The organism is Pseudomonas sp. MOIL14HWK12:I1, from assembly GCF_000510705.1.
Lineage (GTDB): Bacteria > Pseudomonadota > Gammaproteobacteria > Pseudomonadales > Pseudomonadaceae > Chryseomonas > Chryseomonas oryzihabitans.
On the sequence record NZ_KI783307.1, the window covers coordinates 1,551,153 to 1,576,072 of the forward strand.

Genomic DNA, 24,920 nt, shown 5'->3' on the forward strand with positions numbered 1-24,920 from the left:
GGCGGCTTCTGAGGTTGAACGTAACGCCGCCTGGCATCGGCAGAGCGGCGCCAAGGGGAAACCGACCATGAGAATCACGCGTTACCAGGCCATAGGCTTTTCCTGCTACGGCACCCTCGTCGACCGCGAAGGGGGCATCCTCGAAGCCCTGCGCCCCCTTGTGGCGCAGGCGGGCCTCAGCACCCATCCCGACTGGCTGCTCGGCAGCTATCACCGCCTCGCCCGCGAGTTGCGCCAGGCCACGCCCAACGCCAGCCAGACCAGCCTGCACCTGCGTATCCACCAGCGTCTGGCGCAAGAGTTGCAGCAGGAAGCCGACCTGGATGCCAGCGTGGCCTTTGGAAACGCCACGTCGTGCTGGCCGGTGTTCGAGGATGCGCCGGGCGCGCTGCAGTACCTGAGCAAGTTCTATCGATTGGTGTTGCTGGCCTCGCCCGATGACGGCGACGCCGCAGCGGTCACGGCGCGGCTGCCCGAGGTGTTCGCCGCCGTGATCCCCAACCGCGGCGGTGATCTGCGCCTGGCGCTGGACAACACCCTGGAGGAGCTTGGCCTGGCGCGCGGGGATCTGCTGCCGGTAAGAGGCAGCGAACCGGACGACCCCTGGAACCCCTTGGTGGATTTTCCGCTGTGTACCTTGCGCCGTGATCGCTCGCGGCCCTGGAACCTTTCACGGCAGGCCCTGGATGGCACGCGGTGCGAGTACGCGAGTCTCGCCGATCTGGTGCATGCGCATCAGACCGCCCTGCGTGCCTAGCCTGACGTTCACGACTGCGAGGAACGACGATGGACGCCGCAACAAAACTGGACCGCATCGACATCAACATCCTGGTGCAACTGCAGAAGGATGGCCGGATGACCAATGTCAGTCTCGCCGAAGCCGTGGGCCTCTCCCCCAGCCCTTGCCTGCAGCGCGTCAAGCGCCTGGAGGCGGCCGGCTACATCAGCGGCTACGAAGCCCACGTCAACCTCGCCAAGATCGCCAACTCGGTGACGGTCTTCACCGAGGTCACCCTTTCCGACCACAAGCGCGCCGACTTCGTGAAGTTCGAGTCCTTCATCCGCGGGGTCGACGAGATCCTCGAATGCCACCTCATCAGCGGCGGTTACGACTACCTGCTGCGCTTCATGTGCAGCAGCATCGGCCACTACCAGGAGCTGATGGAATCCATCCTCGACCGCAACGTCGGTATCGAGAAGTACTTCAGCTACATCGTCATCAAGTCGCCGGTGGTCAAGAACGCCCTGCCGCTGCGCAGCCTGATCAAGGCCGGCTGACTCCCCTCGCCGCGACGCTCCGCCAGCATCCCGCTGCCGGAGCGCCCTCTTCTCAGCGCAGGATGCAATAAAGCTTGCGCACCCGCTCCCGACTGTCCCAGGCCATCGGCGTATTAGCCGGTACCAGCACCGCCTCGCCCGCGTTGACCGTGCAGGGCGCTTCGCCCTCGACCGTGAGGGTCACGGCGCCGGCATAGAGCAGCATCAGCTCGCAGTGGGGATTGCTCACCGCCTTGCGCGTATAGGCCGTGCACTCCCACATCCCGACCCGCAAGGCCCCGCCACCGCTTTCGAACAGGTCGCAGCCGGTGGCCGTGGGCTCGGGACTGAGCAGTACGCTGGCCGCTGGCGGCGGCGAGGGTTCGCGCGGCGCCGAGGGATCCAGCAGCACGGGTGCCTGAGGCATGGGGCCTTCGCTGGCCCGGCCGGGAAAGGCCATGAACAGACGCCGCAATTCGCCGCCGTGACGCCAGCGGCAGCTCAGGCCACGCGGCAGGATGAAGGCATCGCCGGCCTTGAGGTGCAGGGCATTCCCCTCCCATTCCAGCTGCAACTCCCCGGCCTCGATGAGGCTGACTTCCACCCAGGGGTAGTCGTCCAGCCGGCAATCGGCGGAATGGGCGACGGCGCTGCCCATCACATAGCCCAGGCGGCCATCGTGCAGGTGCAATTCGCGGCCGGCGGCCAGGGGATCATCGTGCAGCGGCTGGAGCGCCCGGGGCAGCTGGCGGTCACCGGGCGGCTGGCAATAGTGCAGCAAAGGCATGGCGGATCCTCGTGTCGAGAGGCGCGGCAGGGGCGCCGCGGACCCGGCCAGTATCGACTCGCAGGGCACCGGGGTTATGGCGTTTGCGCCCTGGGCCGGCACAGAAGCTGCCGTTTTTCCCAGATGCGGCGCAGTTTCCACCGCACCACCGATCATGGCGGCGGCAGCGGAGAATTCGGGACAAACTACCGCACGCTTGCGCCATCCTTGAGCTTTGCCGGAGACCTCCCCATGACGCTGCTCTACAAGGCCGATCCCGAACGTGGCCAGGCCTGGCGACGCCTGTTCCAGGAACGCGCGCCCGATATCGCCTTCCGCCAGTGGCCGGACGTGGGCAATCCCGAAGAAGTCCGCTATCTGGCCTGCTGGCAACCGCCGGAAGACCTGGCCAACCGCTTTCCCAACCTGGAGGTGCTGTTCGCCACCTCGGCCGGCGTCGACCAATTCGACCTGAACCTGTTGCCGCCAGCGCTGCCCGTGGTGCGGATGCTGGATCCCGGTATCGTCGCCGGCATGGTGGAGTACGCCACCCTCATGGTGCTGACGCTGCATCGCCAGTTGCCTCTCTATCTCGACCAGCAGGCCGCGGGACGCTGGCAGGAACATGCCCTGGTAACGGCGAACAACAGACGCGTCGGCGTGCTGGGTCTCGGCCAGATCGGCCAGGCGGTGCTGGAGCGGCTCGCCACCTTCGGCTTCCAGCTCTCGGGCTGGTCGCGCTCGCCCCATGAGCTGCCGGGGGTGCGCTGCCATGCCGGCGCCGAGCAGCTGCCGGCGTTCCTGGCCGATTGCGAGATCCTCATCTGCCTGCTGCCGCTGACCGGGGAGACCCGCGGCATCCTCGACGCCCGCCTGTTCGCCGCCCTGCCCCGCGGCGCCAGCCTGATCAATCTCGGCCGTGGCGCCCAGCTGGTGGAAGCCGACCTGCTGGCGGCGCTGGACAGCGGTCAGCTGAGCCAGGCGGTGCTGGACGTGGTGGAGCCGGAACCGCCCGCAGCCGACCATCCCTTCTGGCAGCATCCGCGGATCTGGCTGACGCCTCACGTGGGCGCCATGACGGTGCCGGAAACGGCATTCACCGTGTTGCTGGACAATATCCGCCGCCATCAGCGCGGTGAGCCCATGCAGGGTCTGGTGGATCGCCAGCGGGGCTACTGAAGAGACCGGGTGGCCTCAAGCCAGGGCCACCCGCAACCGCCCAAGCAAGGCGTCACAGGCGGCGAGCTGGCTCAGCTCGACATACTCGTCCGGCTTGTGCGCCTGCTCGATGCTGCCGGGGCCGCAGACCACCACCGGGGTGTCCAGCCGGCTGGCGAAAAGGCCGCCCTCGGTGCCGAAGGCCACCTTGAGTTGCGCGGTGCCCGGCTCGACCAGGGTCTGCAGGAAGCGCACGGCTTCGACGCTGGGATGGGTATCCAGGCCCGGATAGGCGTTGACCGTCTCGATCTCGATGGCGGCCTTGGCCGAGGTTTGCCGTGCCTCCCGGGCCAGGCTGTCCGCCGTTTCCTGCAGCGCGGCGACCAGGGTGGCGGGATCGTCCGCCGGCAGGTGACGGATCTCGAAGTCCAGGGTGCAGAGGTTGGGCACGATGTTCAGCGCCTTGCCACCGTCGATCCGCCCGACATGCAGGGTGGTGTAGGGAATGTCGTAGGCCGCGTCGTGGGCGCCCTCTTCCGCCAGGCGCCGCTGGCTGGCACGCAGGGCGCCGATCAGGTCGCTGGCCAGGTGGATGGCGTTGACGTGCAGCGGCGCCAGGGAGGAATGGCCCTCCTGGCCATGGCAGTGGGCGCGCAGCGCAGCCTTGCCCTTGTGGCCGAGGGCGACCTGCAGGTCCGTGGGTTCGCCGACGATGCAGAGGAAGGGGCGCACCGGCGCCAGTTCCAGCACATCCAGCAGGCGGCGCACCCCGACGCAGCCGATCTCTTCGTCGTTGGAAAGGGCCAGTTGCAGCGGTCGCTTCAGGGGCTCACCCCGGGCGGCGGCCAGCAGGGCCACCACGGCGCAGGCGACGAAGCCCTTCATGTCGCAGGCACCGCGCCCATAGATCCGACCGTCCTTCAGGGTCCCCTCGAACGGTGGCAGGGTCCAGGCCTGGCCGGCCACGGGCACCACGTCGGTATGCCCGGAGAGCAGCACGCCGGGCACGTCGCTCGGGCCGACGCTGGCGAAGAGATTGGCCTTGCGCCCGCTCTCGTCGAGCACCAGGCGGCAGGCGATGCCGGCGGCCTCCAGCAGACCCTGCACATGCTGGATCAGCGCCAGGTTGGAGTCGGCGGAAACGGTGGGAAAGCCGATCAGGGTGCGCAGCAGGTCCTGGCTATTCATCCGGCGAGGCTCTCGCTGCGGGGTTGCGCGAAGCGGCCGATGTCGAAGGCCGCCAGCGGCGTCTCGGTACGGCCGGTGGCGATCAGCTCGGCCATGGTGTCGCCCACCCCCGGGCCGAGCTGGAAGCCGGCGCCGCAGAAGCCGAAGGCGTAGTAGAGACCGTCCACCTGGCTGCTCGGGCCCATGATCGGCAGGTCGTCGGCGATATAGCCTTCCACCCCGCTCCAGGTGCGGATCACGTTGACCCTGGCCAGGGCCGGCGCCAGGCGGCGCAGCTGGGTGAGCTGATTGAGCAGGCCATGGGGCTCGGCGCGGGCCAGACGGGTGTCCAGATCCGGGCGGGAGCGGAAGCAGCCGCCGAAGATCACGTTGCCGCGCGGGATCTGGCGGAAGTAGATGGTCTCGCTCACCAGCGGTGAAGAGACGCCCACCGCTTCCTTGAAGGCATAGGGCAAGGGCTCGGTGACGCCCATCTGGGGGCCATGGGTCTCGATGGGCACCGGCTCGCCGAACTGGCTCGACAGCCGACTGCCCCAGGCTCCGGCGGTGATCAGCAGCCGCGGCGCCTGGTAGCGGCGGCCGTCGGCGGCCTGCACCAGGAAATCGCCATCCGGCTTGGTGACCTGGGTGATCTCCACCCCTTCCTGCAGATTGACGCCCTCGCGCACCGCGGCGCGGGCAAAGGCCGGCGCGGCCAGGCGCGGATTGGCATGGCCATCGTGGGGCGCATAGGAGCCGGCCACCACCTCGGGGCCCAGGTAGGGAAACTTCTCGTGCAGGGCCGCGCCTTCGAGCACCTGCAGATCAAGGGCGGCGGTCTCCGGCGCCCGGGCATACTCGTGCAGCATGGCGATGCGACCGGGATCGTAGACCACCCGCAGATGGCCGCCGGGGATGAATTCCAGGTCATCGCCGATCAGCTCGGGCAGGCGACCCCAGATACCGCGAGAACGGTTGGACAGCGCCACCTGGGTCAGGTAGCGGCCCTGCCGGCGGACGTTGCCGAAATTGGTGCCGCTGGCGAAGCGCCCGACCTGATCGCGCTCCAGCAGGAGCACCGACAGGCCCCGGCGGCGCAGAAAGAAGGCGCTGGCGCTGCCCATGATGCCGGCGCCGACGACGATGACGTCCGCGCGGTTGGCGGTCTGGTTCATGACGAAAGTTCCTCTTCGCTGGTGACGATGCCCAGCGGCAATGGCCGGACCGGTGCCTGGCCGCGCAGGCGGCCAACGGTTTCCACCGGCACCCCGGATTCGGCGGCGATGATCTCGGCGCCGGCCTGGGCGCAATAGCGACCCTGGCAGCGACCCATGCCGACGCGACTGAAGGCCTTGGCCCGATTGGCTTCCTGGGCACCCTTCTCGCGCACTACGGCGCGCAACTCTCCGGCGGTGATGCCCTCGCAGCGGCAGACCACCGCGGTATCCGGCAGGCTGGCCATCTGTTTCGCGGGCCAGGGAAAGGCCTCGGCCAGGCCCAGGCGAAAGCGCTCCTGCACCGTCAGCGCCTCGCGGCAGCGCTCGGCGAGGCCAGCGGGCGGGGTGCGACCGAGATCGGTCAGGACCGCGCAGGCGGCCAGTTGCCCGGCCAGCTCCGCCCCGTCGGCGCCCCGTACCCGGGCGCCATCGCCGGCGGCATAGACTCCCGGCGTGGAGGTGCGGCCGTCGGCATCCAGTTGCAGCACCCATTGGCCCGTGGCGCGCTCGAATTCGAAGGCGCAACGGGCGAGATCGCCCAGCTGGGTTTCCGGGCGCAGGTGATAACCCAGGCCCACGGCGTCACCCGCCACCTCCTGGCGCAGGCCACGCGCATCGGCGAAGGCCACGCCGCGCACGCCCTGTTCGGCATCGCCGAGGATCTCCAGCGGGGTGACGCCAAAGTGCAGCGGCACCCCGGCGCGCTTGAGCGAGGCCATGAGTTGCACGCCCTTCCAGGCCACGCCCGGGCGGGCCAGCAGTTTGGGCGTGGCCTGGGCGCGCAGGCGCAGCGGCGCGGTGTCGAGGACCGCGGCCACCGTGGCGCCGGCCTGCTGGTATTGGGCGGCGACCAGGTAGAGCAAGGGGCCGCTGCCCAGAAAGATCACCCGCCGGCCAATGGATACCGCCTGGGCCTTGAGGGCGATCTGGGCGCCACCGAGGGTATAGGTACCGGCCAGGTTCCAGCCCGGCACCGGCAGCAGGCGGTCACCGGCCCCGGTACAGAGCACCAGGGCATCGAAGTCCAGGGTGCGCTGTCGATTGCCCTGCACCGTGTAGAGGGTGCGCTCGTGCAGATGCCAGGCCAGGGTATCGGGGCGGTAGTCGAGGCGTCCGCGCAAGCCGTCGAAGGTGCGGTGCAGGCTTTCGGCCTTGCCCGCCTCGCTGCCGTAGAGAGTGGCATAGGGACGCTGGAAGCCCTCGGGCTGGCGCCGATAGATCTGGCCGCCGTCGCGGCGATTCTCGTCGATCACCACCGGGGTAATGCCGGCAGCCAGCAGGGTTTCCGCGCAGCGCACGCCGGCCGGACCGGCCCCGACGATGACCACCCGCGGCGGGTTGCCGCCCCCTTTCGTTAGGCCCGATTCCATACCGCCTCCGGTTGCGTGGTGAGGATCTGCAGGCCCTCGCGGACCTCGGTGCCGCAGGCGCGCAGGCGCTCGCCGTCGGCGGTCCAGACCCAGCAATCCTGGCAGGCGCCCATCAGGCAGAAACCGGCGCGGCGCTCGTCGCCGAATTCCGACCGGCGCAGTGCCGGACCATTGGCCAGCAAGGCGACCATCAGGGTGTCGCCGGCCAGCGCCGTGACCGGCAGGCCATCGACGCTGAGGCTGACCTGGGGCCGGCCGGTCTCGCCGAGTCGCTGAAAGCGGGAAGTCATGCGCGAACTCCTTGGGTGTGCAGCAGGGCGCCACCCTGCAGGCGCTGCAGGGTCTCGCCATCATGATGACAGAGGATGCGGTTGCCCCCGGCGAGGGTCTGGGGCCGGGGCGGCACCCGGTCGCAACGGCCTTCGAGCCGTACCGGGCAGCGCTGCAGGAAGCTGCAGAGCCGACCACTGGCGGGCGGCGACGAAACCAGGGGGACCGCCGTGCGGATGGGTTGCTCTTCCAGCCAGCCCTGGCGCAGCGCCGGCACCGAGGCGGTGAGCAACTCGGTGTAGGGATGCAGCGGCGGATGTTGCAGCGTGGTCGGGGTGCCCAGCTCCACCGGCTGGCCGGCATAGAGCACCAGCACCTCGTCGCAGAGACTGCGCACCGTGGAAATGTCGTGGCTGATGAACAGATAGGCCAGCCCCAGCTCACGGCGCAGTTCGGCGAGCAGATCGAGAATGGCGGCGCCGACCACGGTATCCAGCGCCGAGGTGACTTCGTCGCAGAGGATCAGTTCGGGTTCAGCGGCCAGCGCCCGAGCCAGGTTGACCCGCTGCTTCTGGCCACCGGACAACTCGCCCGGACGCCGGCTGGCGAGACTGGCCGGGAGTTGCACCCGGTCGAGCAACTCGCGGACCTTGCGCTGGCGGGTGGCCTTGTCGAAGGCGTGATAGGTCTCCAGCGGACGCATGAGGATGCGCTCCACGCTGTGGGCCGGATTGAGCGCCGTGTCGGCATTCTGGTAGACCAGCTGCACCCGGCGGAACTGCTCGCGGGTGCGGCCGTCCAGACCGGGCGGCAGCAATTCGCCACCCAGGCGCACGCTGCCCTGGGCCGGCGGCAGCAGGCCGGCGATCACCCGCGCCAGGGTCGACTTGCCCGAACCGGATTCGCCGATCACGCCCAGGGCCTGGCCAGCGCCGATGCGCAGGTCGATGCCCTCCAGCACCCGGTAGCGCGGCAGGCCATCGGCGCCGATGGGGCCGTAGCCGGCCACCAGGTCCTTGACCTCCAGCACCGGGGCGGCGGTCTCCACGGTGGGCAGGCCACGTTCCGCCAGGGGTTCCGGCCGGGCCGCGGCCAACAGGCTGCGGGTGTAGGGATGGCGGGCGCTGGCCAGCAGGCGCTCGGTGCGTCGATTCTCATAGACCTCGCCGCCGTTGAGCACCAGGATGCGGTCGGCCATCTGGGCCACCACGGCCAGGTCGTGGGAGACGTAGATGGCGGTCACGCCCCGCTCGCGCACCACCTGCTTGAAGACGCGCAGCACCTCGATCTGGGTGGTGACGTCCAGCGCCGTGGTGGGTTCGTCGAGGATCACCAGGGTCGGATCAGTGATCAGTGCCATGGCCGCCATCAGCCGCTGCAACTGCCCGCCCGAGACCTGGTGCGGATAGCGCTGGCCGATGTGCTCGGGATCCGGCAGCGCCAGCTCCTTGAACAGCTGCAGCGCCCGCGCCTCGGCTTCCCGACGCGTCAGCACGCCATGGATCAGCGCGCTTTCGATGATCTGCTCCATCAGCCGCCGCGACGGATTGAAGGCCGCCGCCGCGCTCTGGGCGATGTAGGCCACGGTGCGGCCACGCAGTCGGCGCAGGCCCGCGGCGTCCAGCTCCAGCACCTGGGTGTCGCCGACGCGGATAGAGCCGCCGGCCAGTCGGCAGCCGGCGCGGGCATAGCCGAGCAGCGACAGGGCGATGGTGGTCTTGCCCGAGCCGGATTCACCGATCAGCGCCAGCACCTCGCCCTTGGCCAGGTTGAAGCCGACGTCCTTGACGATGGTGGTTTCGCTGCCGTCTTCGCCCTGGGCGACCACGCGCAGGTCTTTGACCTCTACCAGCAATTCCATCTCAGCGCCCTCCCCGGCGCCGCGCGCCGAACCGGTCGATGAGCAGGTTGACGCCCACGGTCAGGGTGCCGATGGCCAGCGCCGGCATCAGCACCGCCGGGGCACCGTCGGCCAGACCGCCGATGTTCTCCCGCACCAGGGAGCCGAGGTCGGCGTTCGGCGGTTGCACGCCGAGGCCGAGAAAGCTCATGCCGCTGAGCAGCAGCACGATGTAGACGAATCTCAGGCCCAGGTCGGTGAGCAGCGGCAGGCGCATGTTGGGCAGCATCTCGCGCAGGGCGATGTACAGCCGGCCTTCGCCACGGGTGCGGGCGACCTGGACGTACTCCAGCTCGGTGAGATTCATCGCCAGGCTGCGGGCGATGCGATAGCAGCCGGGGGCATAGCCCACCACCGCCATGACGATCAGCAGCGGCACCGAGGAGCCGAAGGCCGAGACCATCACCAGCGCCAGCATCTTGCTCGGCAGCGAGATCAGCGCATCGATCAGCCGCGACAGCGGCTCGTCCACCCAGCGTCCGGACAGCGCCGCCAGCAGACCGAGGCCGGTACCCAGGACGCAGGCCAACACCGCCGCCACCAGCGCCAGCCCCACGGTGAAGCGGGCGCCGTCGAGGATGCGACTGAGCACGTCGCGGCCCAGGTAGTCGGTGCCCAGCAGGTGCGCAGGGCTATAGCTGGCCAGCACCGCGCTGTCGCCCAGGGCGCCCGGGTCATAAGGTGCCAGCCAGACGCCGAACAGCGCGATGAACAGCCAGAAGACCACCAGGACGCCGCCGATGATGCCGGTCAGGGACCAGCGGCTGCGCCGACGGGTCCGCGGCGGTGACAGCTGGGCGTCGAGCGTCTTGCCATCCACCGGCACGACGGACGCGGCACGTACGGGAATCACGGGTCGGGTCATAGCGTTCTCAGCCTCGGATTGGACAGGATGGCGCAGAGGTCCGCCAGGGTCATGAGCACCAGGTAGGCGCAGCAGAACAGCATGGCGCAGGCCTGGATCAGCGGCAGGTCGCGACTGGCGACGCCGTCCACCATCAGCTGGGCGATGCCCGGGTAGTTGAAGATGGTCTCGACGATCACCACCCCGCCCATCAGGTAGGAAAGACTCAGGGCGATGGAATTGGCGATGGGCCCCACGGCATTGGGCAAGGCATGGCGCAGGACGGCGCGCACCGGACCGACGCCCTTGAGCCGGGCCATCTCCACATAGGGACTCTGCAGCTGCTCCACCAGGGCGGCGCGGGTCATCCGCGCCATCTGCGCGACGATCACGCAGCACAGGGTGCCCACCGGCAGCGCATAGGCGCGCAGGAAGTCCAGGGGGCCGTCGATGTCATGGGCGAAGGTGAGCGCCGAGGTCCACTGCAGGTGCACGGCGAAGACCAGCACCGCCAGGGTCGCCACCAGGAATTCCGGCACCGCGACGATGCCCAGGGTAAAGACGTTGAGGGCGCGGTCCAGGCGACCGCCGGCGTTCATCGCCGAGACGATGCCCAGGCCCAGCGCCAGGGGTACCGACACCAGGGCGGTGACCCCGGCCAGCATCAGGGAGCCGCCCAATCGATCGCCGATCATGGTGGATATGGGCATCTGGCTGGCCAGCGACTGGCCGAGATCACCGTGCAGGAGGCCGCTTAGCCAGTGGACGTAGCGCAGCAGCGCCGGCTGGTCGAGGCCCATCTGGGCCCGCAGCGCGGCGACCTGCTCGGGCAGCGCGAACTGGCCCAGCGCCTGCTGCGCGGCATCGCCCGGCAACAGCGCGGAGACGAAGAACACCAGCAACGAGACGATGAGCAGGGTCAGCAACCCGCCCCCGAGGCGTCTGGCGATGAGGGAAAAGACGGAAAGGTCCAAAGCCACCTCCTGCTTGAGCGTGGAGCGGCGAGCCGGTCGCTGCGGAGCGACTCGCCGTGAGGCAACGAGCGTCAGGCCTCCAGCCAGACGTGCTCGGCGAACATGTAACCCATGAAGCCGCCGATGGGGATGATTCCGTAGCCACCGAGCTTGGGCGAATGGGCATCGATGGAGCTGGTGAAGATCGGCAGGCCGATGCCGCTGTGCTGGTGGATCAGCAGCTGCATGTCGGCGTACATCTGCTTGCGCTTGGCGACATCCGTCTCGCCGCGGGAGGCCACCAGCAACTGGTCGAACTGTTCGTTCTTCCAGCCGGATTCGTTCCAGGGCGCATCGGACTTGAAGAATTGCGACAGCAGGATGTTGGCGGTGGGCCGGGCGTTGATGTTGCCGAAGCCCAGCGGGTCCTTCATCCAGTGGTTGTCCCAGTAGCCGTCGGCGCTGACCCGATTGACCATCAGGTTGAGGCCGGCCTGGCGCGCCGACTGCTGCAGCACCAGGGCCATCTCGTTGGCGTTGTCGGCGGCGGTGGAGGTCACCAGCGGCATCCGTGCGCCGGCGATGCCGGCCTTCTGGAAGAGAAACTTGGCCTTGTCCGGATCGTAGGGCCGCTGGGGCAGATCCGCCGCGTAATAGGGTGTACCCGGCATGATCGGCTGGTCGTTGCCGATGGTGCCGTAGCCGAGGAACACCGACTTGAGGATCTGCTCGCGGTCGAACAGCAGCTTCATGCCCTCGACCACGTTGGGATCGTTGAACGGCCGATTGGGAATGCGCATGATCAGGTCGGTGTAGCCACCCGAGGTGTTGGCCACCACCTTGAGCTTGCCGCTCTGCTTGAGACGTTCGGCGGAGCGCGGATCCACCGACACGGTGAGCTGGACGTCGCCGGCCAGCAGGGCGTTGACCCGCGAGGGCTCGTCGCCGATGCCGATCAGCTCGATCTCGTCCAGATAGGGCTTGCCGGACTTCCAGTAGTTTTCGTTGCGCACGCCCACGGTGCGCACGCCCGGCTTGAATTCCTTGACCTTGAAGGGTCCGGTGCCGTTGGCGGTGGAAAAATCCTTGGTGCCGTCGGCGATGATCAGGAACGGCGAGATGGCCAGCACCGCGGGCAGCTCGGAGTTCGGCGACACCAGGCGGATGCGCACCTCGTCGGGGGCCACCGCGGTGACCTCGGCAAACTGGTCGGCCAGGGCCTTGACCTTGGAACCCACCGCCGGGTCCTTGTGGCGCAACAGCGAGTAGACGACGTCGGCGCTGTCGAAGGTCTTGCCGTTGTGGAATTGCACACCCTGGCGCAGCTTGATCGTCCAGGTCAGGGCGTCCTGGGTATCGAAACTGGTGGCCAGCGCCATCTGGGGTTCGAGGTGGCTGTCGAAGACGGTCAGGCCGTTGTAGAAGAAGTATTGCCGGGCATAGTCGCCCGAGAAAGCGCCGCGGGCCGGATCGAGCGTATCGGCGGTGGACGACCCGGCCGCTGCGGCGCGCACCCGACCGCCACGGCGCGGGGTGCCGGTGACCGCATCTTCTGCCGCGAACGCCTGGCCGTCACGGCCGAGCAGACCACCCACCCCGGTCGCCAGCAACCCGGCGGCGCCCAGCAGGCGCAGCGCATCGCGCCGCGACAGCCCCCGATGCAGGGCCTCGAAGGCCCGAACGCTTTCAGCAGCTCCTATCAGGGGACTTCCAGTCTTTTTCTCGGTCATGTCGGCTCGCTCGTTGGGGGCTCGGTCACCAGTCCGTACACCCCTCCCCGGGCGCACGGCGCTGTCCTCTTGGCCGCCTTGTCATGCGGCCTGGTTCATTACAGCACCGGCCCCTCGCCGATTACCGTCGAATTGCCCCTGCGGCGAGACAGAAAAGACCGTTTTGACCAAGCCGCTCAGCATTGTTTGCGGTGTGCGTCGCGACGGCGCATCAGGGCCCGCCATGCCCGTCTTTGGCGCGCTGGCGCGGCGTTTCGCTTGGGGTGGCGGAGCGCGGTGCGGACCGCGACGGGAGACTGGATGGCTGCGAAAAACCTGCGGTGGCAGCAGGTTCTGCGCAGCGCCGCCGGTTTGCGCCCGCCGGGCTGCGGAAACGCAAAACCGCCCGCGCGGGCACTGCGCGTGGCAGGACCCGGGCGGGCGGTTGCGGGAACGACGGCTAGTGCAGGCGATCCTGGACCCGGTAATACAGCCCTACCAGCGGCAGGAACCACGGCTTGCCGAAATGCCCGGGAATGGCCGGCCAGTCCAGTACCCGCCATGGATTGGCCTGGCTGCGGCCCTCCAGCACCTCGGCCATCACCCGGCCCATGTGCACCGACATCTGCACCCCGTGGCCGCTGTAGCCCATGGCGTAGAACAGGCCATCCTGCTCGCCGGCGCGGGGCAGGCGGTCGGCGGTCATGTCCACCAGGCCGCCCCAGCAATAGTCGATGGGCGTCTGGGCCAGGCTGGGAAACAGCTGGCCCAGGGCGTTGCGCAGCACGGCGCCGCTCTTGGCGTCCTGGCGCGGATCGGACAGGGCGAAACGCGCCCGCCCGCCAAAGATCAGCCGGTGATCCGGCGTGGTGCGGAAATAGTTGCCGATGATGCGGCTGGTGACATAGGTGCGCCGATTGGGCAGCAGTTCGTCCAGCTGCGCCTTGGGCAGCGGCGCCGTGGCGATGATGAAGCTGCCCACCGAGGCGATGCGGCGACGAAACCACTGGAAGGGGCCGACGCTGGCGTTGCCCGTGGCCACCAGCACCTGGCGGGCGCGCAACTCGCCCTTGGCGCTGATCACCCGAAAGCTGCCATCGGGCAGGCGCTGCAGATCGCTCACCGCCGCACCCTCGTAGACCTGGGCGCCCCGTCGCACCGCCGCATCGGCCAGCCCTACGCCGAAGCGCCCCATGTGCATCTGGGCACCGTTGTGCTGCAGCAGCCCCCCATGGAAATCAGCTGACGCCACCTCGACCCGCACCTGGGCGGCGCTGAGCAATTCGACCTGCGGATCCACCTCCTGGCGGATCAGTTCGCAGGTGCGCGCGAGGTTGTCGTAGTGCTGCGGCTTGGCCGCCAGCTTGAGTTTGCCGGCCTTGTGGAAATCACAGGCGATGCCCTCTTCGGCGATCACCGCCTCGACGCTGGCCACCGCATCGGCATAGGCCTGGTAGAAGGCCCGGGCCTTTTCGGCGCCCAGGCTGGCGTGCAGGGCCGCGTAGTCCTGGGCGACGCCGGTGTTGCAGTGGCCGCCGTTGCGCCCGGAGGCTTCGCCGATCACCCGACCGGCCTCCAGCACCGCCACGCTGGCACCGCGCCGGCGCAGGGCGACGGCCGCGGAGAGCCCGGTGAAGCCGCCGCCGATGATGGCGACATCCACCTCGCCCGCCACCGGCCCCGGGGTGGCCCCGGTAAAGCCCGGCGCGGTCGCGAGCCAGTAGGAATCGGACGATGCTGGGCCAAGACTCATGGGCAGGCGCTCCGGCAGCTCAGGGGGTTATTCGAGACCGACGACCGCGGCCAGGCCGCCGATGTCCTTGATCTCGGTGTTGCGGTAGAACGGCGTGCTCGGCTCATGGCCGCGATTCACGAACACCTTGTTCTTGATGTTCATGTAGTCGGCCGGAATGAGGTCGTAGCGAAAGCTCGACGACACGTGCAGCACGTCTTCCGGGCCGCAGCCGAGGTTGTCCAGCATGTATTCGAAGGCCTGCAGGCGCGGCTTGTAGGCCTGGCCCTGCTCGGCGGTGAAGACCCGGTGGAAGGGCACGCCCAGCTTGTCGACGTTGGACATGATCTGCTCGTCGGCGGCGTTGGAATAGATCACCAGCGGGATCTTGTCGGCGATCTTGGCCAGGCCCGCGGTCACGTCCGGATGCGGCCCCCAGCTCGGCACCGCCTCGTAGTAGGCATTGGCCTCGGCGTCGGTGAAGGAGATGCCCCAGCGCTTGCAGGTACGCTCCACCGCCGAGTACAGCACTTCCGAATAGGGTTTCCAGGCGCCCAGCACCTCGTCGAAGCGATAGCCGTTGAAGTCCTTGCAGAACTGGTCCATCGCCTCGGCCGGAATGCGGTCGGCGAACATCTCGCGGGCCATGTCGGACATGCGGAAACGGGTCAGGGTGCCGTAGCAGTCGAAGGTGATGTACTTGGGCCGAAAGGCGGTCATGGCAAGAGTCCTTTGACAGGGGTCGTGAGTGAGAGGCCGGGGCGCCAGTGGCGTCCCTGGCAAGCATTACAGCACCGGCGGGCCTGACAGTTGTCCGCTTTCAGGCGCCGCGGGAGACAGAAAAAACCGTTTTGGCGGTAGGGCCCAGCATTGTTTGCGGCGACCTCAGGCTTTGGCCGAAAAGTGCCTGCGCTCGGCCATGCTGCGTTAAAAATCATCTCGGAATGCTCATTTACCATTCGTAAACTCCGCTTCCTCGCTGATTTTTGCCTTGCCTGACCATCGCTCAGCGACTTTTCGGCCAAGCCTCAGGAGTGCTCCAGATCGATCAGTACGCTCTTGCTGCGCAGGGTCGCCTCATAGGCGGCGCGGCCCAGGTCCTTGCCGATGCCGGAGCGCTTGTAGCCGCCGGTGGGAATGATCCAGTCGTGGCTGCGGCCATAGCGATTGACCCAGACGGTACCGGCTTCCAGCGCCCGCGTCAGGCGCAACGCCCGGCCGAGATCGGCGGTGTGCACCCCGGCGGCCAGGCCGTAGGTGGGGTGGTCGGCCAGCGCCAGGGCCTCGGCTTCGTCGTCGAATACCTGCACGGTCAGCACCGGGCCAAAGATCTCTTCGCGCACCGCGGGATTGTCCGCCTCGACCCCGGTGATCAGCGTCGGCTGATAGTAGGCGCCGCCCATGCCCTCCTCCAGGGCACCACCAACCAGGATCTCCGCGCCGGCCGCCCGACTGCGCGAGACGATGTCCTGGATGCGCTGGCCCTGGCGGTGGGAAATGATCGGCGCCAGGGTGGCCTCCGCCGACCAGGTCGGGCCCGGGCGCAAGGCGGCGAAGGCCGCCTGGATGCCCTCCAGCATCGGCTCCAGGGCGGCCCGCTGGACCAGCAGCCGCGAGCCCGAGACGCACACCTGGCCGGCGTTGCCGGTGATGGCGGCGGCCACGCTGCGGGCGGTACGGGCCAGATCCGGGGCATCGGCGAACACCAGTTGCGGACTCTTGCCACCCAGCTCCAGGGTCACCGGCTTGGGCCCGCTCTCGGCGCAGGCGGTCATGATGGCAGTGCCGGTTCCGGTGGAGCCGGTAAAGGTGACCTTGCCGATGCGCGGATGGCGGCACAGGGCGTCGCCGGTGGTCCGACCATCGCCCTGGACCACGCTGAGGATGCCGGCCGGCAGCCCCGCCAGGACGGCCAATTCGGCCAGACGCAGAATGGAGAACGGCGTCAGTTCTGACGGTTTGATCACCACGGCATTGCCGGCGGCGAGCGCCGGCGCCATCTTCCAGCCGGCCATGCTCAGGGGGAAATTCCAGGGCGCGACGGCGCCCACCACGCCATAGGGCTCGGTGATCTGCAGCCCCAGGTGACTGGTGGCGGTGGCCGCCACCTCGCCGCCGTGCTTGTCGGCGAATTCGGCGAAGAAGCGGATGCCCTCGGCCACATAGGGGATGTCCCAGGCCAGCACCTCGCGCAGCGGACGGGTCGAACCCACCGCTTCCAGCGGGCCGAGGATCTCGCCATCGGCTTCGACCAGATCGGCCCAGCGGCGCATCACCCGCGCCCGCTCGCGCGGCGGCCGGCTGGCCCAGTCACTGGCCTTCCAGGCGCGCCAGGTGCCCTCCACCACCTCGTCCACCAGGTCCGCCGAGGCACACGGCAGACCGCTCTGGAAACCGCCATCGGAAGGCCGGAACACCTCCAGTTCGGCGCGGGCGTCGCGGATGCGTCCCCCGCTGAAATGGGCACAACGAACCGCTATTGCTCTGGGGTCGAACGAGGCCATGGCGCGCTCCGCTAGGGCTGTGGGCTTGGCCCCCATGCTAGGCGCGTGGATCGCCATCTTTTGCCGAACTGGCAGGGGCCTTCGGCGCCGCGCAGTGGCGCGTCCACCCCTCGGCAACCGAATCTGCCGTCGCGGCTTGTTAGGCTGACGCCTGAATCAGCCAGACCCGAATCGGAGCCCTGCCGTGTCCCACGCCACCCTAAGACCCCTGCGCGAAACCGACCTCGCCACCGCTCACCAGCTGTCCCAGGCGCTGCACTGGCCCCATCGCCCGGAAGACTGGCAGTGCCTGTTCCACACCGGCGAAGGCCTGGTGCTGGAAGACGACCAGGGCGTGTTCGGCACCGGGTTCTGCGTGCCCCAGGGCGACTTCGCCACCATCGGCCTGGTGATCGTCGCCGACAGCCACCAGGGCCAGGGCCATGGCCGCCGCCTCATGGACGGCCTGCTGCAACTGGCCGGTAACCGCACGCCCCTGCTGGTCGCCACCCTGCGCGGCGCCCCGCTCTACCGCAGCCAGGGCTTCGACTCCTATGAGCGCATCTATCAGCACCAGGTGGCGAGTCTGCCGGCCATGGCTGAACGTCAGCCACTGGAAGACCAGGTCCGTGAGCTGAGTCCGGCAGCGGCGCCGCAGCTGGAGACCCTGGCCCAGGCGGCTACCGGCCTGGACCGCAGCGCCCTGCTGCAGGAATTGCTGCCCCAGGCCGAGCGCATCGTCGGCTTTGAGCAGGAGGGCCAGTTGCGCGGCTTCGCCCTGCTGCGCCCCTACGGCCGCGGCCTGTCGGTCGGCCCGGTGATCGCCGAATCCACCGAACAGGCCAAGGCGCTGATCCTCGCCCTGCTGCGCCACGCCGAAGGGCGCTACGTGAGATTCGACGTGACGGCCCGCAGCGGTCTCAATCCCTGGCTGAGCGAAATCGGCGTTCCCCAGGTCGATGAGGTCGAGCAGATGGCCCGGGGCAAGGCGCCGCTGTCCCGCGATGGCCTGGATCAATTCGCGCTGCTGACTCAGGCGCTGGGCTGAGCGACCGCGGCCTCGCGCGGGCGGTATCCCCGCGGCAGGCGGCGCGGCCGCCTGACCGCTCTGCCGGGCGAAATCGGCGACCATCCCCTTACCCGTCCAGCCACGCAGGCGCCCTCACGACACAGCCGTCCGCACCGTCAGGCCAGGGTTCCAGACGCTGGCTAGCGTCCTTCATCCGCCCAGCTGGGCCGCTCATTGACGAGGGTTTCCAGTGGATAGCCGCCTTGGCGAAGGGGCTGGCGCAGGACGATGCGGCTGGCAAATTTCTCGATACCGATATTGTCCTCCAGCAGTCGATCCATCAGGGCCTGCAACCAGTTGATGCTCGGCACCACGATCTTGAGCAGATAGTCGTAGCCGCCACTCACGTTGTGGCACTCGACGATCTCCTGATACCGGGTGATTCCGTCTTCAAAGGTGCGAAAGTCGGCAGGTCGATGGCTGCTGAGGGTGACCTCGGAAAAGACGATGACATGACTGCCCACCTTCTCCAGGGCGATATCGGCGTGATTGCCGCGGATCACCCCGGTCTCCTGCAGTCGCTTGGTGCGAAGCAGGCAGGGACTTTCGCTCAGCGATATCGCGGAAGAAAGCTCGACATTCGAACAGCGTCCCTCGCGTTGCAGATACACGAGAATCTTGATATCGAACGCATCGAGGGACGCCGGAGGGTGCATGGGTCTGCCTTGAACGGTGAGCGCTAGACGCGGGGAACTGCAGAGTGCGCTTCGGTCAGCGCCGCGTCGAGCGTCTCTATCACCAGGCCGGCCTGTTCCGCGGTGAGCACCAAGGAGGGGCGAATCTTCAGCACGTTGTGGCCCATGGCGCAGCCGCTGAGCAGGACACCCTTGTCGCGCATCAGATTGACCACCCGGGTCGTCAGCGCTCGATCCGGCTCTCGGGTCAGCCGATCGGACACGAGCTCCACGCCGACGAACATGCCTACCCCCCGCACATCGCCGATGGCCGCGTGCCGGTGGGCGAGCGCCGCGATACCCTCCCGCAGGAGCGTGCCCACCTCCGCGGCATGCTGCACCAGGCGTTCCTTCTCGATCGTGTCGAGCACCGCCAAGGCGGCGGCGCAGGACACGTTATTGCCCCCGAAGGTATTGAAATACCGGGAGTTCCTACCAAACTCGGCGAGGACGTCCGCCGTGGCCAGCAGCCCGGCGACCGGTTGTCCGTTGCCCATCGGCTTGCCCAGGGTGACGATATCCGGGATCACACCGTGGCGCTGGAAGCCCCACAGGTGCTCGCCGGTCCTGCCAAAGCCCGGCTGGACTTCGTCGGCGATGAAGATACCACCGGCCCGCTTGATCGCCTCGACCGCGCCCTTCAGCAGACCCGCCGGCTCGGGCAGGATGCCATCGCTGGTAAAGATCGAGTCCACGATCAGCGCCGCCGGCTTGATGCCGTGCCGTTGCAGGTCGCGGATCGCCGCTTCGACGTCGCGGGTGAAGCGCTCAGCGACATCCACCGCGCCGGCATGGTAGGCGCGCGGCGCCGGTACCAGTCGCACATGGGCGCCGAGGTCCACCGTGACGCCCAGCGACGGCGAGAATTTCGCGACCGCATCGGTGAAGCCGTGATAGGCGGTCTCGGTGACGATCACGCCCGTGCCCCCCGTGCGCACCTGGGCGATCCGATAGGCGACGTCGTTTGCCTCGCTCCCGGTGCAGGTCAGCATGAGGTGCGCCAGCTCGGTCTCGGGCACGGTGGCGAGTAGGCGCTCGGCCAGTTCGAGAATGGTGTCGTGCAGATAACGGGTATTGGTGGCGAGGGTCTGCACCTGCCGGCAGATCGCCTCGGTCACCGCCGGGTGGCAATGGCCGAGCGAGGCGACATTGTTATAGGCGTCCAGATAGCGGCGGCCCTCCGGATCGATCAGCCAGGCGCCCTCGCCCCGCACGATATGCAGGGGATGCTCGTACATCAGCCGATAGGCCGGCCCGAGCAGGGCGTCGCGGCGTTCGATCAGGGCCGCCGTTGCGGCGTTCAGTTTGACGCGGCCCGGTATGTAGGCGTTGACCATGTTGAGGTCAGGGGTGCTGTTCATGGCGTGGTCCTGTGCATACGTCGGTAAGTAACAGCTCGCGGGCCTGATCTCGAGACAGATCGGCCAGCAAGGTCAGTGCCTCCCACGAGGCCGCGTTGTGGCGCATGATGTAGTCGTAGTTTTCCGGGTAGCGCCTGGCCCGCCACTCCGAGATCAGCACGGTGATCAGGTGACGCGTCGCCATGAGGTCGGCAACGATCTCCTGCTCGCTTTCGTCGAGCGGCAGCGTGGCGTGATAGGCGCCGAGGAATTGCGCGGGGCCCAGGAGTGGATCGGCAGGGCCACTCATGGCAGGGCCGCTCCCGGCAGGGCCACTCATGTGGAAGGCAGCGGCGGTGGCGACCTCGCCCACCAGGGGCGCATGCAGCATGTCGCCGAAGTCTATGACTCCGATGATGCGCTCGTGGTCCTGGGGCGCGGCCAGCACGTTGTAGAGGTGGTAGTCGTTGTGGATGACCTGGGCCCTCAGGTGCGGCAACAGTGGCAGCACGTGCCGGTTGAAACGCGCCATGAACGTCCTGACCAGGGCGCGGCGCGGGCCTTCTTCGATGCTATCGACCTTGGCCGCCAGGCGATGGGCTGTGGCAACGTTCCACAGCAGATCGTGGGTCGCGGACGGGTGCTCGAAGTCGCGCAAGGCGAGGTTCAATTCGGCCAGGAAGGTGCCCATCGCTCGGCGCTGGGTAGCGGTACGGCGGGTATCGCGGACCTGCACACCGTCGAGATAGGTCAGCATCCGCACAGAGGTCGCCGATCCGTCCGGGAGCACCAGGGTAGCGTGCGTCTGCCCTCCCAGCGTCCGCACCACCCGAGGTACCGGAAGGCTGGGCGCCACGCAGCAAATATGGTCGAGCGCGGCGATCTGAAAATCCACCACTGCCAGGGATTCGGACGGATTGCTGATCTTGACCACGTAGCGCTCGCCCGCCGCCGTCTCCACACGGCAATTCTGATCCCGCTCACCCAACAGCAGGTCGACCCGGCCATCGATACCGTAGAGACGCCGAACGAGCTGCTGCACCTCGTCCGGCGCGAGGGTCGGTGGCGGCGTCTCCATGGTCGCCGAGACGCCTGGCTGTGTGGTGGCGACCATCATCCCTGCCTCGGCGAGGCGGTTTCGGCGAGGCCTGGCAGACCGAGTAGCCCCGGAAGCTGGCGGATATCGGTCAGGCGCTCGACGCCATAGCCGTCGCAGGCCGGCTCATGCCCGCGGTCGATGAAGGCCCTGGCCATGAAGCCCAGATCCGCGGCCGTCATCAGGTCGTAACGGAAGCTCGAAGAGACATGCATCATGTCCTGCGGCCCGCAGCCCAACTGCTCGAACATGTACTCGAATACCTGCGCCCTCGGCTTGTAGGCGCGCGCCTCTTCCGCCGTGTAGACCGCGTGAAAATCCGCCTGCAGGTGGGCGACGCTGGCGGGAATCAGATCGACCATGGAGTTCGACAGGATCACCAGCGGTACCTGCGGGGCGATGGCCTTGAGCGTCTCGACGACATGCGGATGCGGCTGCCAGGTGGGCACGGCCTGGTACAGGGCCAGCGCATCGGCCGCGCGATAGTCCACGCCGTGCTTGGCGCAGGCGCGCTGAATGGCGTTTTCCACTACCTCGAAAAAGGGCTTCCAATCGCCCAGGACTTCATCGAGGCGATAGAAACGGAAACTGTCGAGGAAGGCTGGCATCCGCTCGCTCGGCACACGATCCGCGAACAGCCGCTTCGCGGTGGGTCCCATTTCGAAGTTGATGAGCGTGCCATAGCAGTCGAAGCTGATGAATTTCGGCTTGTACGTCATGTGTCGCGAACTCCAGCGCCTGGGTGAGGGGTGATGCCTCAAGCTTAGGGAGTTCGCACCCGCTGGGATGCTCTACAACAGGGACGCTCAGGCAGATTCCTGCGCAAATCGGCGCCTGCTGGCAGGATCTGCGGGGGGCTTTCCGACGACTCGCCGGTCAACGCCACTCGCACCCCGCCACACGGTTGCAACTGGTGCGGGCGCGGTCGCCCTGGGACGTGGAGAAGCGACTGATGACGTTCCAGCCCAGCTGCCGGGTGCGGCCCAGCCAGAGATTGCCGTCGCTGGTCAGGCCGCTGAAGAACTGCAGTCGTCCCAGGCGGGTGCTGGTCTGCGCCCATGACAGACCCGAAACCGGATCGTAGCCCCGCATCAGGGTGTCGTTGCCCTGGACCGCCACCCCGTACCAACCCCCCTGCCCGTCCTGGCAACGCAACACGAAGGCGCTGCGCACGCAGGTGTTGGCCGGTTTGAGACTGGGAATGGCCGCCTGGACGGCAGGTACCAGCAGCAGAGCCGCGGCCAGCAGGCCGGTACGCAGGAGCGCAGACGAGGTCATGGCGGTAATCGGTCGGGAGCGGGACGCCCAGCATGAGGTAAATCCTGCAGCCCGACCAGCACTGGCGTGCTAGAGCGCCTTGCGACCCAGACTGGACAGGGCCGGCTCGGCCATCGCCACGCCTTCCTGAACCTCCGGCTCCGAAGCGGGAATTGCCTGGCCATCCAGCGCGGCGTTGAGCCGTCCCATGTCCAACGCTCCCACCCAGCGCGCGATAACCAGCGTGGCTACGCCATTGCCAATGGTATTGGTGATCGCTCGAGCCTCGGACATGAAGCGGTCTACACCCAGTAGCAGCACCATGCCGGCCACCGGGATGGTGCCAAGACTGGCGAGGGTCGCCGCCAGGGTGATGAAACCGGAACCGGTGACGCCGGCCGAACCCTTGGATGTGAGCATCAACACAGCCATGATGATGAGCTGGTCGGTCAGGCTCAGTGGCGTGTTGGTGGCCTGGGCGATGAAGGTCGCGGCGGCGGTGTAGTAGATGGCCTGGCCGTCCGGGTTGAAGGTCAGGCCGGAGGGGATGACCATGCCGGCCACTGGCTTCGAACAGCCGGCGTTTTCCATCTTGCGGATCATCTGTGGCAGCACCGATTCCGACGAACTGGTGCCCAGCACGGTGAACAGCTCTTCCTTGAGGTACCTGAGCAGCTTCCACAGGCTGAAGCCGGCGACGCGGCAGATCGGGCCCAGCACCAGGGCGACGAACAGGATGCAAGTAATGTAGAAGCAGGCCATCAGCTTGCCCAGGGAGAACAGCGAGCCGAAGCCGTACTTGCCGATGGTGAAGGCGATGGCGCCAAAGGCCCCCAGCGGCGCCAGGCGCATCACGATGTTGACGATGCCGAACATGCCGTGCATCAGACTGTCGAGGGTGCGGATGATCGGCTTGCCCTTGTCGCCGCAACGCGCCAGGGCCACACCGAGCAGAATGGAGAACAATAGGATCTGCAGGATGTTGCCCTTGGCGAAGGCATCCCCGAGGGTGTTGGGGATGATCTGCATCATGAAGGCGATGAAGGATTCATGCTTGGCGGCCTCGGTGTAGCTGGCGATGGCGGAACTGTCGAGGGTGGCTGGATCGATGTTCATGCCAGCGCCGGGCTTGAAGGTATCGACCACTACCAGCCCGACGATCAGTGCCAGGGTCGAGACCACCTCGAAGTAGATGAAGGCGCGGATGCCCACCCGGCCCAGCTCCTTCATGTCGTTCATCTTGGCGATACCGGTGACCACGGTAAGGAAGATCACCGGCGCGAGCAGCATCTTGATCAGCTTGATGAAGGCATCGCCGATGGGTTTGAGCGAGGTGGCGAAGTCCGGGTAAAAGACGCCGAGCAAGGCGCCGGCAATGACCGCGATGACGACCTGGACGTAGAGTTTTCCGAGTAGGCGCTTCATGGGATATCCATTGTTGTTCTTGTAATGGAAGCGACCGCGCCGGCGGGCGGTCGCCCGTGAAAGTGCTGAGGCCTTCCCACCCGCTGGCTCGCCGCGGGTGGGAACGCCGAGCTAGCGGGCGATCAGCTCCAGCACGGCGTCGGTGACCTGGCGCGTGGTGGCCGTACCGCCCAGGTCTGGCGTGTGCAGGCCGCTGGCGGTGACCTCCTCGATGGCCCGCATCAGGTGGGCACTGGCCTCGCGCTCGCCAAGGTGGTCGAGCATCAGCGCCGCGGTCCAGAAGGTAGCGATGGGGTTGGCGACGCCCTTGCCGGTGATGTCGAAGGCTGAGCCGTGGATGGGCTCGAACATCGAGGGAAAGCTCCGGTCGGGGTTGAGATTGGCGGTAGGCGCGATACCCAGGCTGCCGGACAGCGCTGCGGCCAGGTCCGAGAGGATGTCGGCGTGCAGATTGGTGGCGACGATCACGTCCAGGTTGCCGGGCTTGAGCACCATGGTGGTGGTCACCGCATCCACCAGCTCACGGGTAGTGCGCACGTCCGGATAATCCTTGGCCACCTCGGCGAACACCTCGTCCCACAACACCATGCCGTGGCGTTGGGCGTTGGACTTGGTGACCAGCGTCAGGTGCTTGGCCGGGCGGCTGCGGGCCAATTCGAAGGCGAATCTATGGATACGCTCGACGCCAACGCGGGTGAAGGTGGAGACCTCGGTGGCTACCTCGATGGGCAACCCCTGGTGGACCCGACCACCGCTGCCGGAGTATTCGCCTTCGGAATTCTCCCGCACGATCACCCAGTCAATGGTCTGCCCGTTGGTCAGCGGACTTTTAACCCCGGGTAACACCCGCGCCGGCCGCACGTTGGCGTATTGGTCGAAGCCCTGGCAGATCGGCAGCCGCAGGCCCCAGAGGGAAATGTGATCCGGCACCTTCTGGCTTCCTACCGCGCCGAAAAAGATGGCATCGGCCTGCTTGATCTCGTCCAGCCCCCCTTCCGGGATGTAGTGACCATGCTGGAGGTAGTACTCCGAATCCCAGGGGTAGTGGCTGACATCAAAGGCGAAACTGCCCAGGCGCCTGGCCAGGCCTTCGAGGACCTCGAGGCCGGCGGCAATGACTTCGACCCCGATACCGTCTCCGGGAATGGCTGCGATCTTGTAGTTCTTCATGGCTGGGCCCTGTGCTCTGGTTCGTTGGGTAAGACGCCGACTGGCAGCGCTGGGCCGAGTATA

Annotated in this window: 23 protein-coding genes; 4 read left to right on the forward strand and 19 right to left on the reverse strand. The window is 67.6% G+C overall.

Annotated elements, in window-relative coordinates:
* The first annotated feature begins 67 nt into the window (after positions 1-67).
* The gene (locus tag PSEK12I1_RS0117140) at positions 68-757 is read left to right on the forward strand and encodes a haloacid dehalogenase (protein WP_027599290.1); all 690 of its coding nucleotides are present in this window, start codon (positions 68-70) and stop codon (positions 755-757) included.
* A gap of 29 nt (positions 758-786) precedes the next feature.
* On the forward strand, positions 787-1,278 hold the full coding sequence (locus PSEK12I1_RS0117145) for an Lrp/AsnC family transcriptional regulator (RefSeq protein ID WP_007161776.1): 492 nt from the start codon (positions 787-789) through the stop codon (positions 1,276-1,278).
* A 52-nt stretch (positions 1,279-1,330) separates the two neighbouring features.
* Here the strand turns inward: PSEK12I1_RS0117145 and PSEK12I1_RS0117150 are convergent, their stop codons facing one another.
* Positions 1,331-2,044 carry a cupin domain-containing protein gene (locus PSEK12I1_RS0117150; protein ID WP_027602364.1) on the reverse strand — a complete coding sequence of 238 codons (714 nt, stop codon included), beginning with the start codon at positions 2,042-2,044 and terminating at the stop codon, positions 1,331-1,333.
* Positions 2,045-2,275: 231 nt separating this feature from the next.
* On the opposite strand from PSEK12I1_RS0117150, the gene PSEK12I1_RS0117155 reads away from it, so the two are divergent.
* Complete coding sequence (locus tag PSEK12I1_RS0117155) at positions 2,276-3,202, forward strand: glyoxylate/hydroxypyruvate reductase A (RefSeq protein ID WP_027602365.1); 927 nt, start codon at positions 2,276-2,278, stop codon at positions 3,200-3,202.
* Between the two features lie 15 nt (positions 3,203-3,217).
* On the opposite strand, the gene argE is transcribed toward PSEK12I1_RS0117155, so the two are convergent.
* The 11 genes from argE to PSEK12I1_RS0117210 form a co-directional block, all read right to left on the reverse strand.
* Entirely contained in the window at positions 3,218-4,369 is a 1,152-nt protein-coding gene (argE, locus tag PSEK12I1_RS0117160; protein WP_027602366.1) for an acetylornithine deacetylase, read from the reverse strand.
* Positions 4,366-5,523, reverse strand: coding sequence for an FAD-binding oxidoreductase (locus tag PSEK12I1_RS0117165; RefSeq protein ID WP_027602367.1), 1,158 nt, complete (start codon positions 5,521-5,523; stop codon positions 4,366-4,368). The genes argE and PSEK12I1_RS0117165 overlap by 4 nt, the downstream gene beginning before the upstream one ends.
* A complete protein-coding gene (locus PSEK12I1_RS0117170) occupies positions 5,520-6,935 on the reverse strand; it encodes an NAD(P)/FAD-dependent oxidoreductase (protein ID WP_051399136.1) in 1,416 nt (471 codons plus the stop codon). The genes PSEK12I1_RS0117165 and PSEK12I1_RS0117170 overlap by 4 nt, the downstream gene beginning before the upstream one ends.
* Positions 6,920-7,225: a (2Fe-2S)-binding protein gene (locus tag PSEK12I1_RS0117175; RefSeq protein WP_027599284.1), complete on the reverse strand. Its 306-nt coding sequence runs from the start codon at positions 7,223-7,225 to the stop codon at positions 6,920-6,922. The genes PSEK12I1_RS0117170 and PSEK12I1_RS0117175 overlap by 16 nt, the downstream gene beginning before the upstream one ends.
* Positions 7,222-9,066 carry an ABC transporter ATP-binding protein gene (locus PSEK12I1_RS0117180; protein ID WP_027602369.1) on the reverse strand — a complete coding sequence of 615 codons (1,845 nt, stop codon included), beginning with the start codon at positions 9,064-9,066 and terminating at the stop codon, positions 7,222-7,224. The genes PSEK12I1_RS0117175 and PSEK12I1_RS0117180 overlap by 4 nt, the downstream gene beginning before the upstream one ends.
* A 1-nt stretch (position 9,067) precedes the next feature.
* Positions 9,068-9,970, reverse strand: coding sequence for an ABC transporter permease (locus tag PSEK12I1_RS0117185; protein ID WP_027602370.1), 903 nt, complete (start codon positions 9,968-9,970; stop codon positions 9,068-9,070).
* On the reverse strand, positions 9,967-10,923 hold the full coding sequence (locus PSEK12I1_RS0117190) for an ABC transporter permease (RefSeq protein WP_027602371.1): 957 nt from the start codon (positions 10,921-10,923) through the stop codon (positions 9,967-9,969). Before PSEK12I1_RS0117190 ends, PSEK12I1_RS0117185 begins: the two co-directional genes overlap by 4 nt.
* 71 nt (positions 10,924-10,994) lie before the next feature.
* On the reverse strand, positions 10,995-12,632 hold the full coding sequence (locus PSEK12I1_RS0117195; RefSeq protein WP_027602372.1) for an ABC transporter substrate-binding protein: 1,638 nt from the start codon (positions 12,630-12,632) through the stop codon (positions 10,995-10,997).
* 439 nt (positions 12,633-13,071) lie between these two features.
* The gene (locus tag PSEK12I1_RS0117200; protein WP_027599279.1) at positions 13,072-14,364 is read right to left on the reverse strand and encodes an FAD-binding oxidoreductase; all 1,293 of its coding nucleotides are present in this window, start codon (positions 14,362-14,364) and stop codon (positions 13,072-13,074) included.
* A 27-nt stretch (positions 14,365-14,391) separates the two neighbouring features.
* Positions 14,392-15,063 (reverse strand): haloacid dehalogenase type II, encoded by a 672-nt coding sequence (locus PSEK12I1_RS0117205; RefSeq protein ID WP_027599278.1) that lies wholly within the window; start codon positions 15,061-15,063, stop codon positions 14,392-14,394.
* 308 nt (positions 15,064-15,371) lie between these two features.
* Positions 15,372-16,847, reverse strand: a complete 1,476-nt coding sequence (locus PSEK12I1_RS0117210) for an aldehyde dehydrogenase (RefSeq protein WP_027602373.1) — start codon at positions 16,845-16,847, stop codon at positions 15,372-15,374.
* A gap of 184 nt (positions 16,848-17,031) precedes the next feature.
* On the opposite strand from PSEK12I1_RS0117210, the gene PSEK12I1_RS0117215 reads away from it, so the two are divergent.
* Positions 17,032-17,874, forward strand: coding sequence for a GNAT family N-acetyltransferase (locus PSEK12I1_RS0117215; RefSeq protein WP_027602374.1), 843 nt, complete (start codon positions 17,032-17,034; stop codon positions 17,872-17,874).
* A gap of 161 nt (positions 17,875-18,035) precedes the next feature.
* Here PSEK12I1_RS0117215 and PSEK12I1_RS0117220 read toward each other — a convergent pair whose 3' ends face one another.
* From PSEK12I1_RS0117220 to PSEK12I1_RS0117250, 7 genes are all read right to left on the reverse strand, one after another.
* The gene (locus tag PSEK12I1_RS0117220) at positions 18,036-18,551 is read right to left on the reverse strand and encodes an Lrp/AsnC family transcriptional regulator (RefSeq protein ID WP_027602375.1); all 516 of its coding nucleotides are present in this window, start codon (positions 18,549-18,551) and stop codon (positions 18,036-18,038) included.
* Positions 18,552-18,574: 23 nt separating this feature from the next.
* Positions 18,575-19,930 (reverse strand): aspartate aminotransferase family protein, encoded by a 1,356-nt coding sequence (locus PSEK12I1_RS0117225; RefSeq protein ID WP_027602376.1) that lies wholly within the window; start codon positions 19,928-19,930, stop codon positions 18,575-18,577.
* On the reverse strand, positions 19,914-21,026 hold the full coding sequence (locus PSEK12I1_RS0117230; protein ID WP_197027417.1) for a phosphotransferase: 1,113 nt from the start codon (positions 21,024-21,026) through the stop codon (positions 19,914-19,916). Before PSEK12I1_RS0117230 ends, PSEK12I1_RS0117225 begins: the two co-directional genes overlap by 17 nt.
* Positions 21,023-21,724: a haloacid dehalogenase type II gene (locus PSEK12I1_RS23900; protein ID WP_042134277.1), complete on the reverse strand. Its 702-nt coding sequence runs from the start codon at positions 21,722-21,724 to the stop codon at positions 21,023-21,025. Before PSEK12I1_RS23900 ends, PSEK12I1_RS0117230 begins: the two co-directional genes overlap by 4 nt.
* Positions 21,725-21,881: 157 nt before the next feature.
* Positions 21,882-22,283, reverse strand: coding sequence for a hypothetical protein (locus tag PSEK12I1_RS0117240; protein WP_027599272.1), 402 nt, complete (start codon positions 22,281-22,283; stop codon positions 21,882-21,884).
* Positions 22,284-22,352: 69 nt separating this feature from the next.
* On the reverse strand, positions 22,353-23,687 hold the full coding sequence (locus PSEK12I1_RS0117245; protein WP_027602378.1) for a dicarboxylate/amino acid:cation symporter: 1,335 nt from the start codon (positions 23,685-23,687) through the stop codon (positions 22,353-22,355).
* Between the two features lie 111 nt (positions 23,688-23,798).
* Positions 23,799-24,857 carry a tartrate dehydrogenase gene (locus PSEK12I1_RS0117250; protein WP_027599270.1) on the reverse strand — a complete coding sequence of 353 codons (1,059 nt, stop codon included), beginning with the start codon at positions 24,855-24,857 and terminating at the stop codon, positions 23,799-23,801.
* Between the last annotated feature and the right edge of the window lie 63 nt (positions 24,858-24,920).

What these genes read in the sequence shown, in the direction of transcription:
- PSEK12I1_RS0117140 (WP_027599290.1), top strand. Translation starts at nt 68, where the DNA reads ATGAGAATCACGCGTTACCAGGCCATAGGCTTTTCCTGCTACGGCACC.
- PSEK12I1_RS0117145 (WP_007161776.1), top strand. Translation starts at nt 787, where the DNA reads ATGGACGCCGCAACAAAACTGGACCGCATCGACATCAACATCCTGGTG.
- PSEK12I1_RS0117150 (WP_027602364.1), bottom strand. Translation starts at nt 2,044, where the DNA reads ATGCCTTTGCTGCACTATTGCCAGCCGCCCGGTGACCGCCAGCTGCCC.
- PSEK12I1_RS0117155 (WP_027602365.1), top strand. Translation starts at nt 2,276, where the DNA reads ATGACGCTGCTCTACAAGGCCGATCCCGAACGTGGCCAGGCCTGGCGA.
- argE (WP_027602366.1), bottom strand. Translation starts at nt 4,369, where the DNA reads ATGAATAGCCAGGACCTGCTGCGCACCCTGATCGGCTTTCCCACCGTT.
- PSEK12I1_RS0117165 (WP_027602367.1), bottom strand. Translation starts at nt 5,523, where the DNA reads ATGAACCAGACCGCCAACCGCGCGGACGTCATCGTCGTCGGCGCCGGC.
- PSEK12I1_RS0117170 (WP_051399136.1), bottom strand. Translation starts at nt 6,935, where the DNA reads ATGGAATCGGGCCTAACGAAAGGGGGCGGCAACCCGCCGCGGGTGGTC.
- PSEK12I1_RS0117175 (WP_027599284.1), bottom strand. Translation starts at nt 7,225, where the DNA reads ATGACTTCCCGCTTTCAGCGACTCGGCGAGACCGGCCGGCCCCAGGTC.
- PSEK12I1_RS0117180 (WP_027602369.1), bottom strand. Translation starts at nt 9,066, where the DNA reads ATGGAATTGCTGGTAGAGGTCAAAGACCTGCGCGTGGTCGCCCAGGGC.
- PSEK12I1_RS0117185 (WP_027602370.1), bottom strand. Translation starts at nt 9,970, where the DNA reads ATGACCCGACCCGTGATTCCCGTACGTGCCGCGTCCGTCGTGCCGGTG.
- PSEK12I1_RS0117195 (WP_027602372.1), bottom strand. Translation starts at nt 12,632, where the DNA reads ATGACCGAGAAAAAGACTGGAAGTCCCCTGATAGGAGCTGCTGAAAGC.
- PSEK12I1_RS0117200 (WP_027599279.1), bottom strand. Translation starts at nt 14,364, where the DNA reads ATGAGTCTTGGCCCAGCATCGTCCGATTCCTACTGGCTCGCGACCGCG.
- PSEK12I1_RS0117205 (WP_027599278.1), bottom strand. Translation starts at nt 15,063, where the DNA reads ATGACCGCCTTTCGGCCCAAGTACATCACCTTCGACTGCTACGGCACC.
- PSEK12I1_RS0117210 (WP_027602373.1), bottom strand. Translation starts at nt 16,847, where the DNA reads ATGGCCTCGTTCGACCCCAGAGCAATAGCGGTTCGTTGTGCCCATTTC.
- PSEK12I1_RS0117220 (WP_027602375.1), bottom strand. Translation starts at nt 18,551, where the DNA reads ATGCACCCTCCGGCGTCCCTCGATGCGTTCGATATCAAGATTCTCGTG.
- PSEK12I1_RS0117225 (WP_027602376.1), bottom strand. Translation starts at nt 19,930, where the DNA reads ATGAACAGCACCCCTGACCTCAACATGGTCAACGCCTACATACCGGGC.
- PSEK12I1_RS0117230 (WP_197027417.1), bottom strand. Translation starts at nt 21,026, where the DNA reads ATGATGGTCGCCACCACACAGCCAGGCGTCTCGGCGACCATGGAGACG.
- PSEK12I1_RS23900 (WP_042134277.1), bottom strand. Translation starts at nt 21,724, where the DNA reads ATGACGTACAAGCCGAAATTCATCAGCTTCGACTGCTATGGCACGCTC.
- PSEK12I1_RS0117240 (WP_027599272.1), bottom strand. Translation starts at nt 22,283, where the DNA reads ATGACCTCGTCTGCGCTCCTGCGTACCGGCCTGCTGGCCGCGGCTCTG.
- PSEK12I1_RS0117245 (WP_027602378.1), bottom strand. Translation starts at nt 23,687, where the DNA reads ATGAAGCGCCTACTCGGAAAACTCTACGTCCAGGTCGTCATCGCGGTC.
- PSEK12I1_RS0117250 (WP_027599270.1), bottom strand. Translation starts at nt 24,857, where the DNA reads ATGAAGAACTACAAGATCGCAGCCATTCCCGGAGACGGTATCGGGGTC.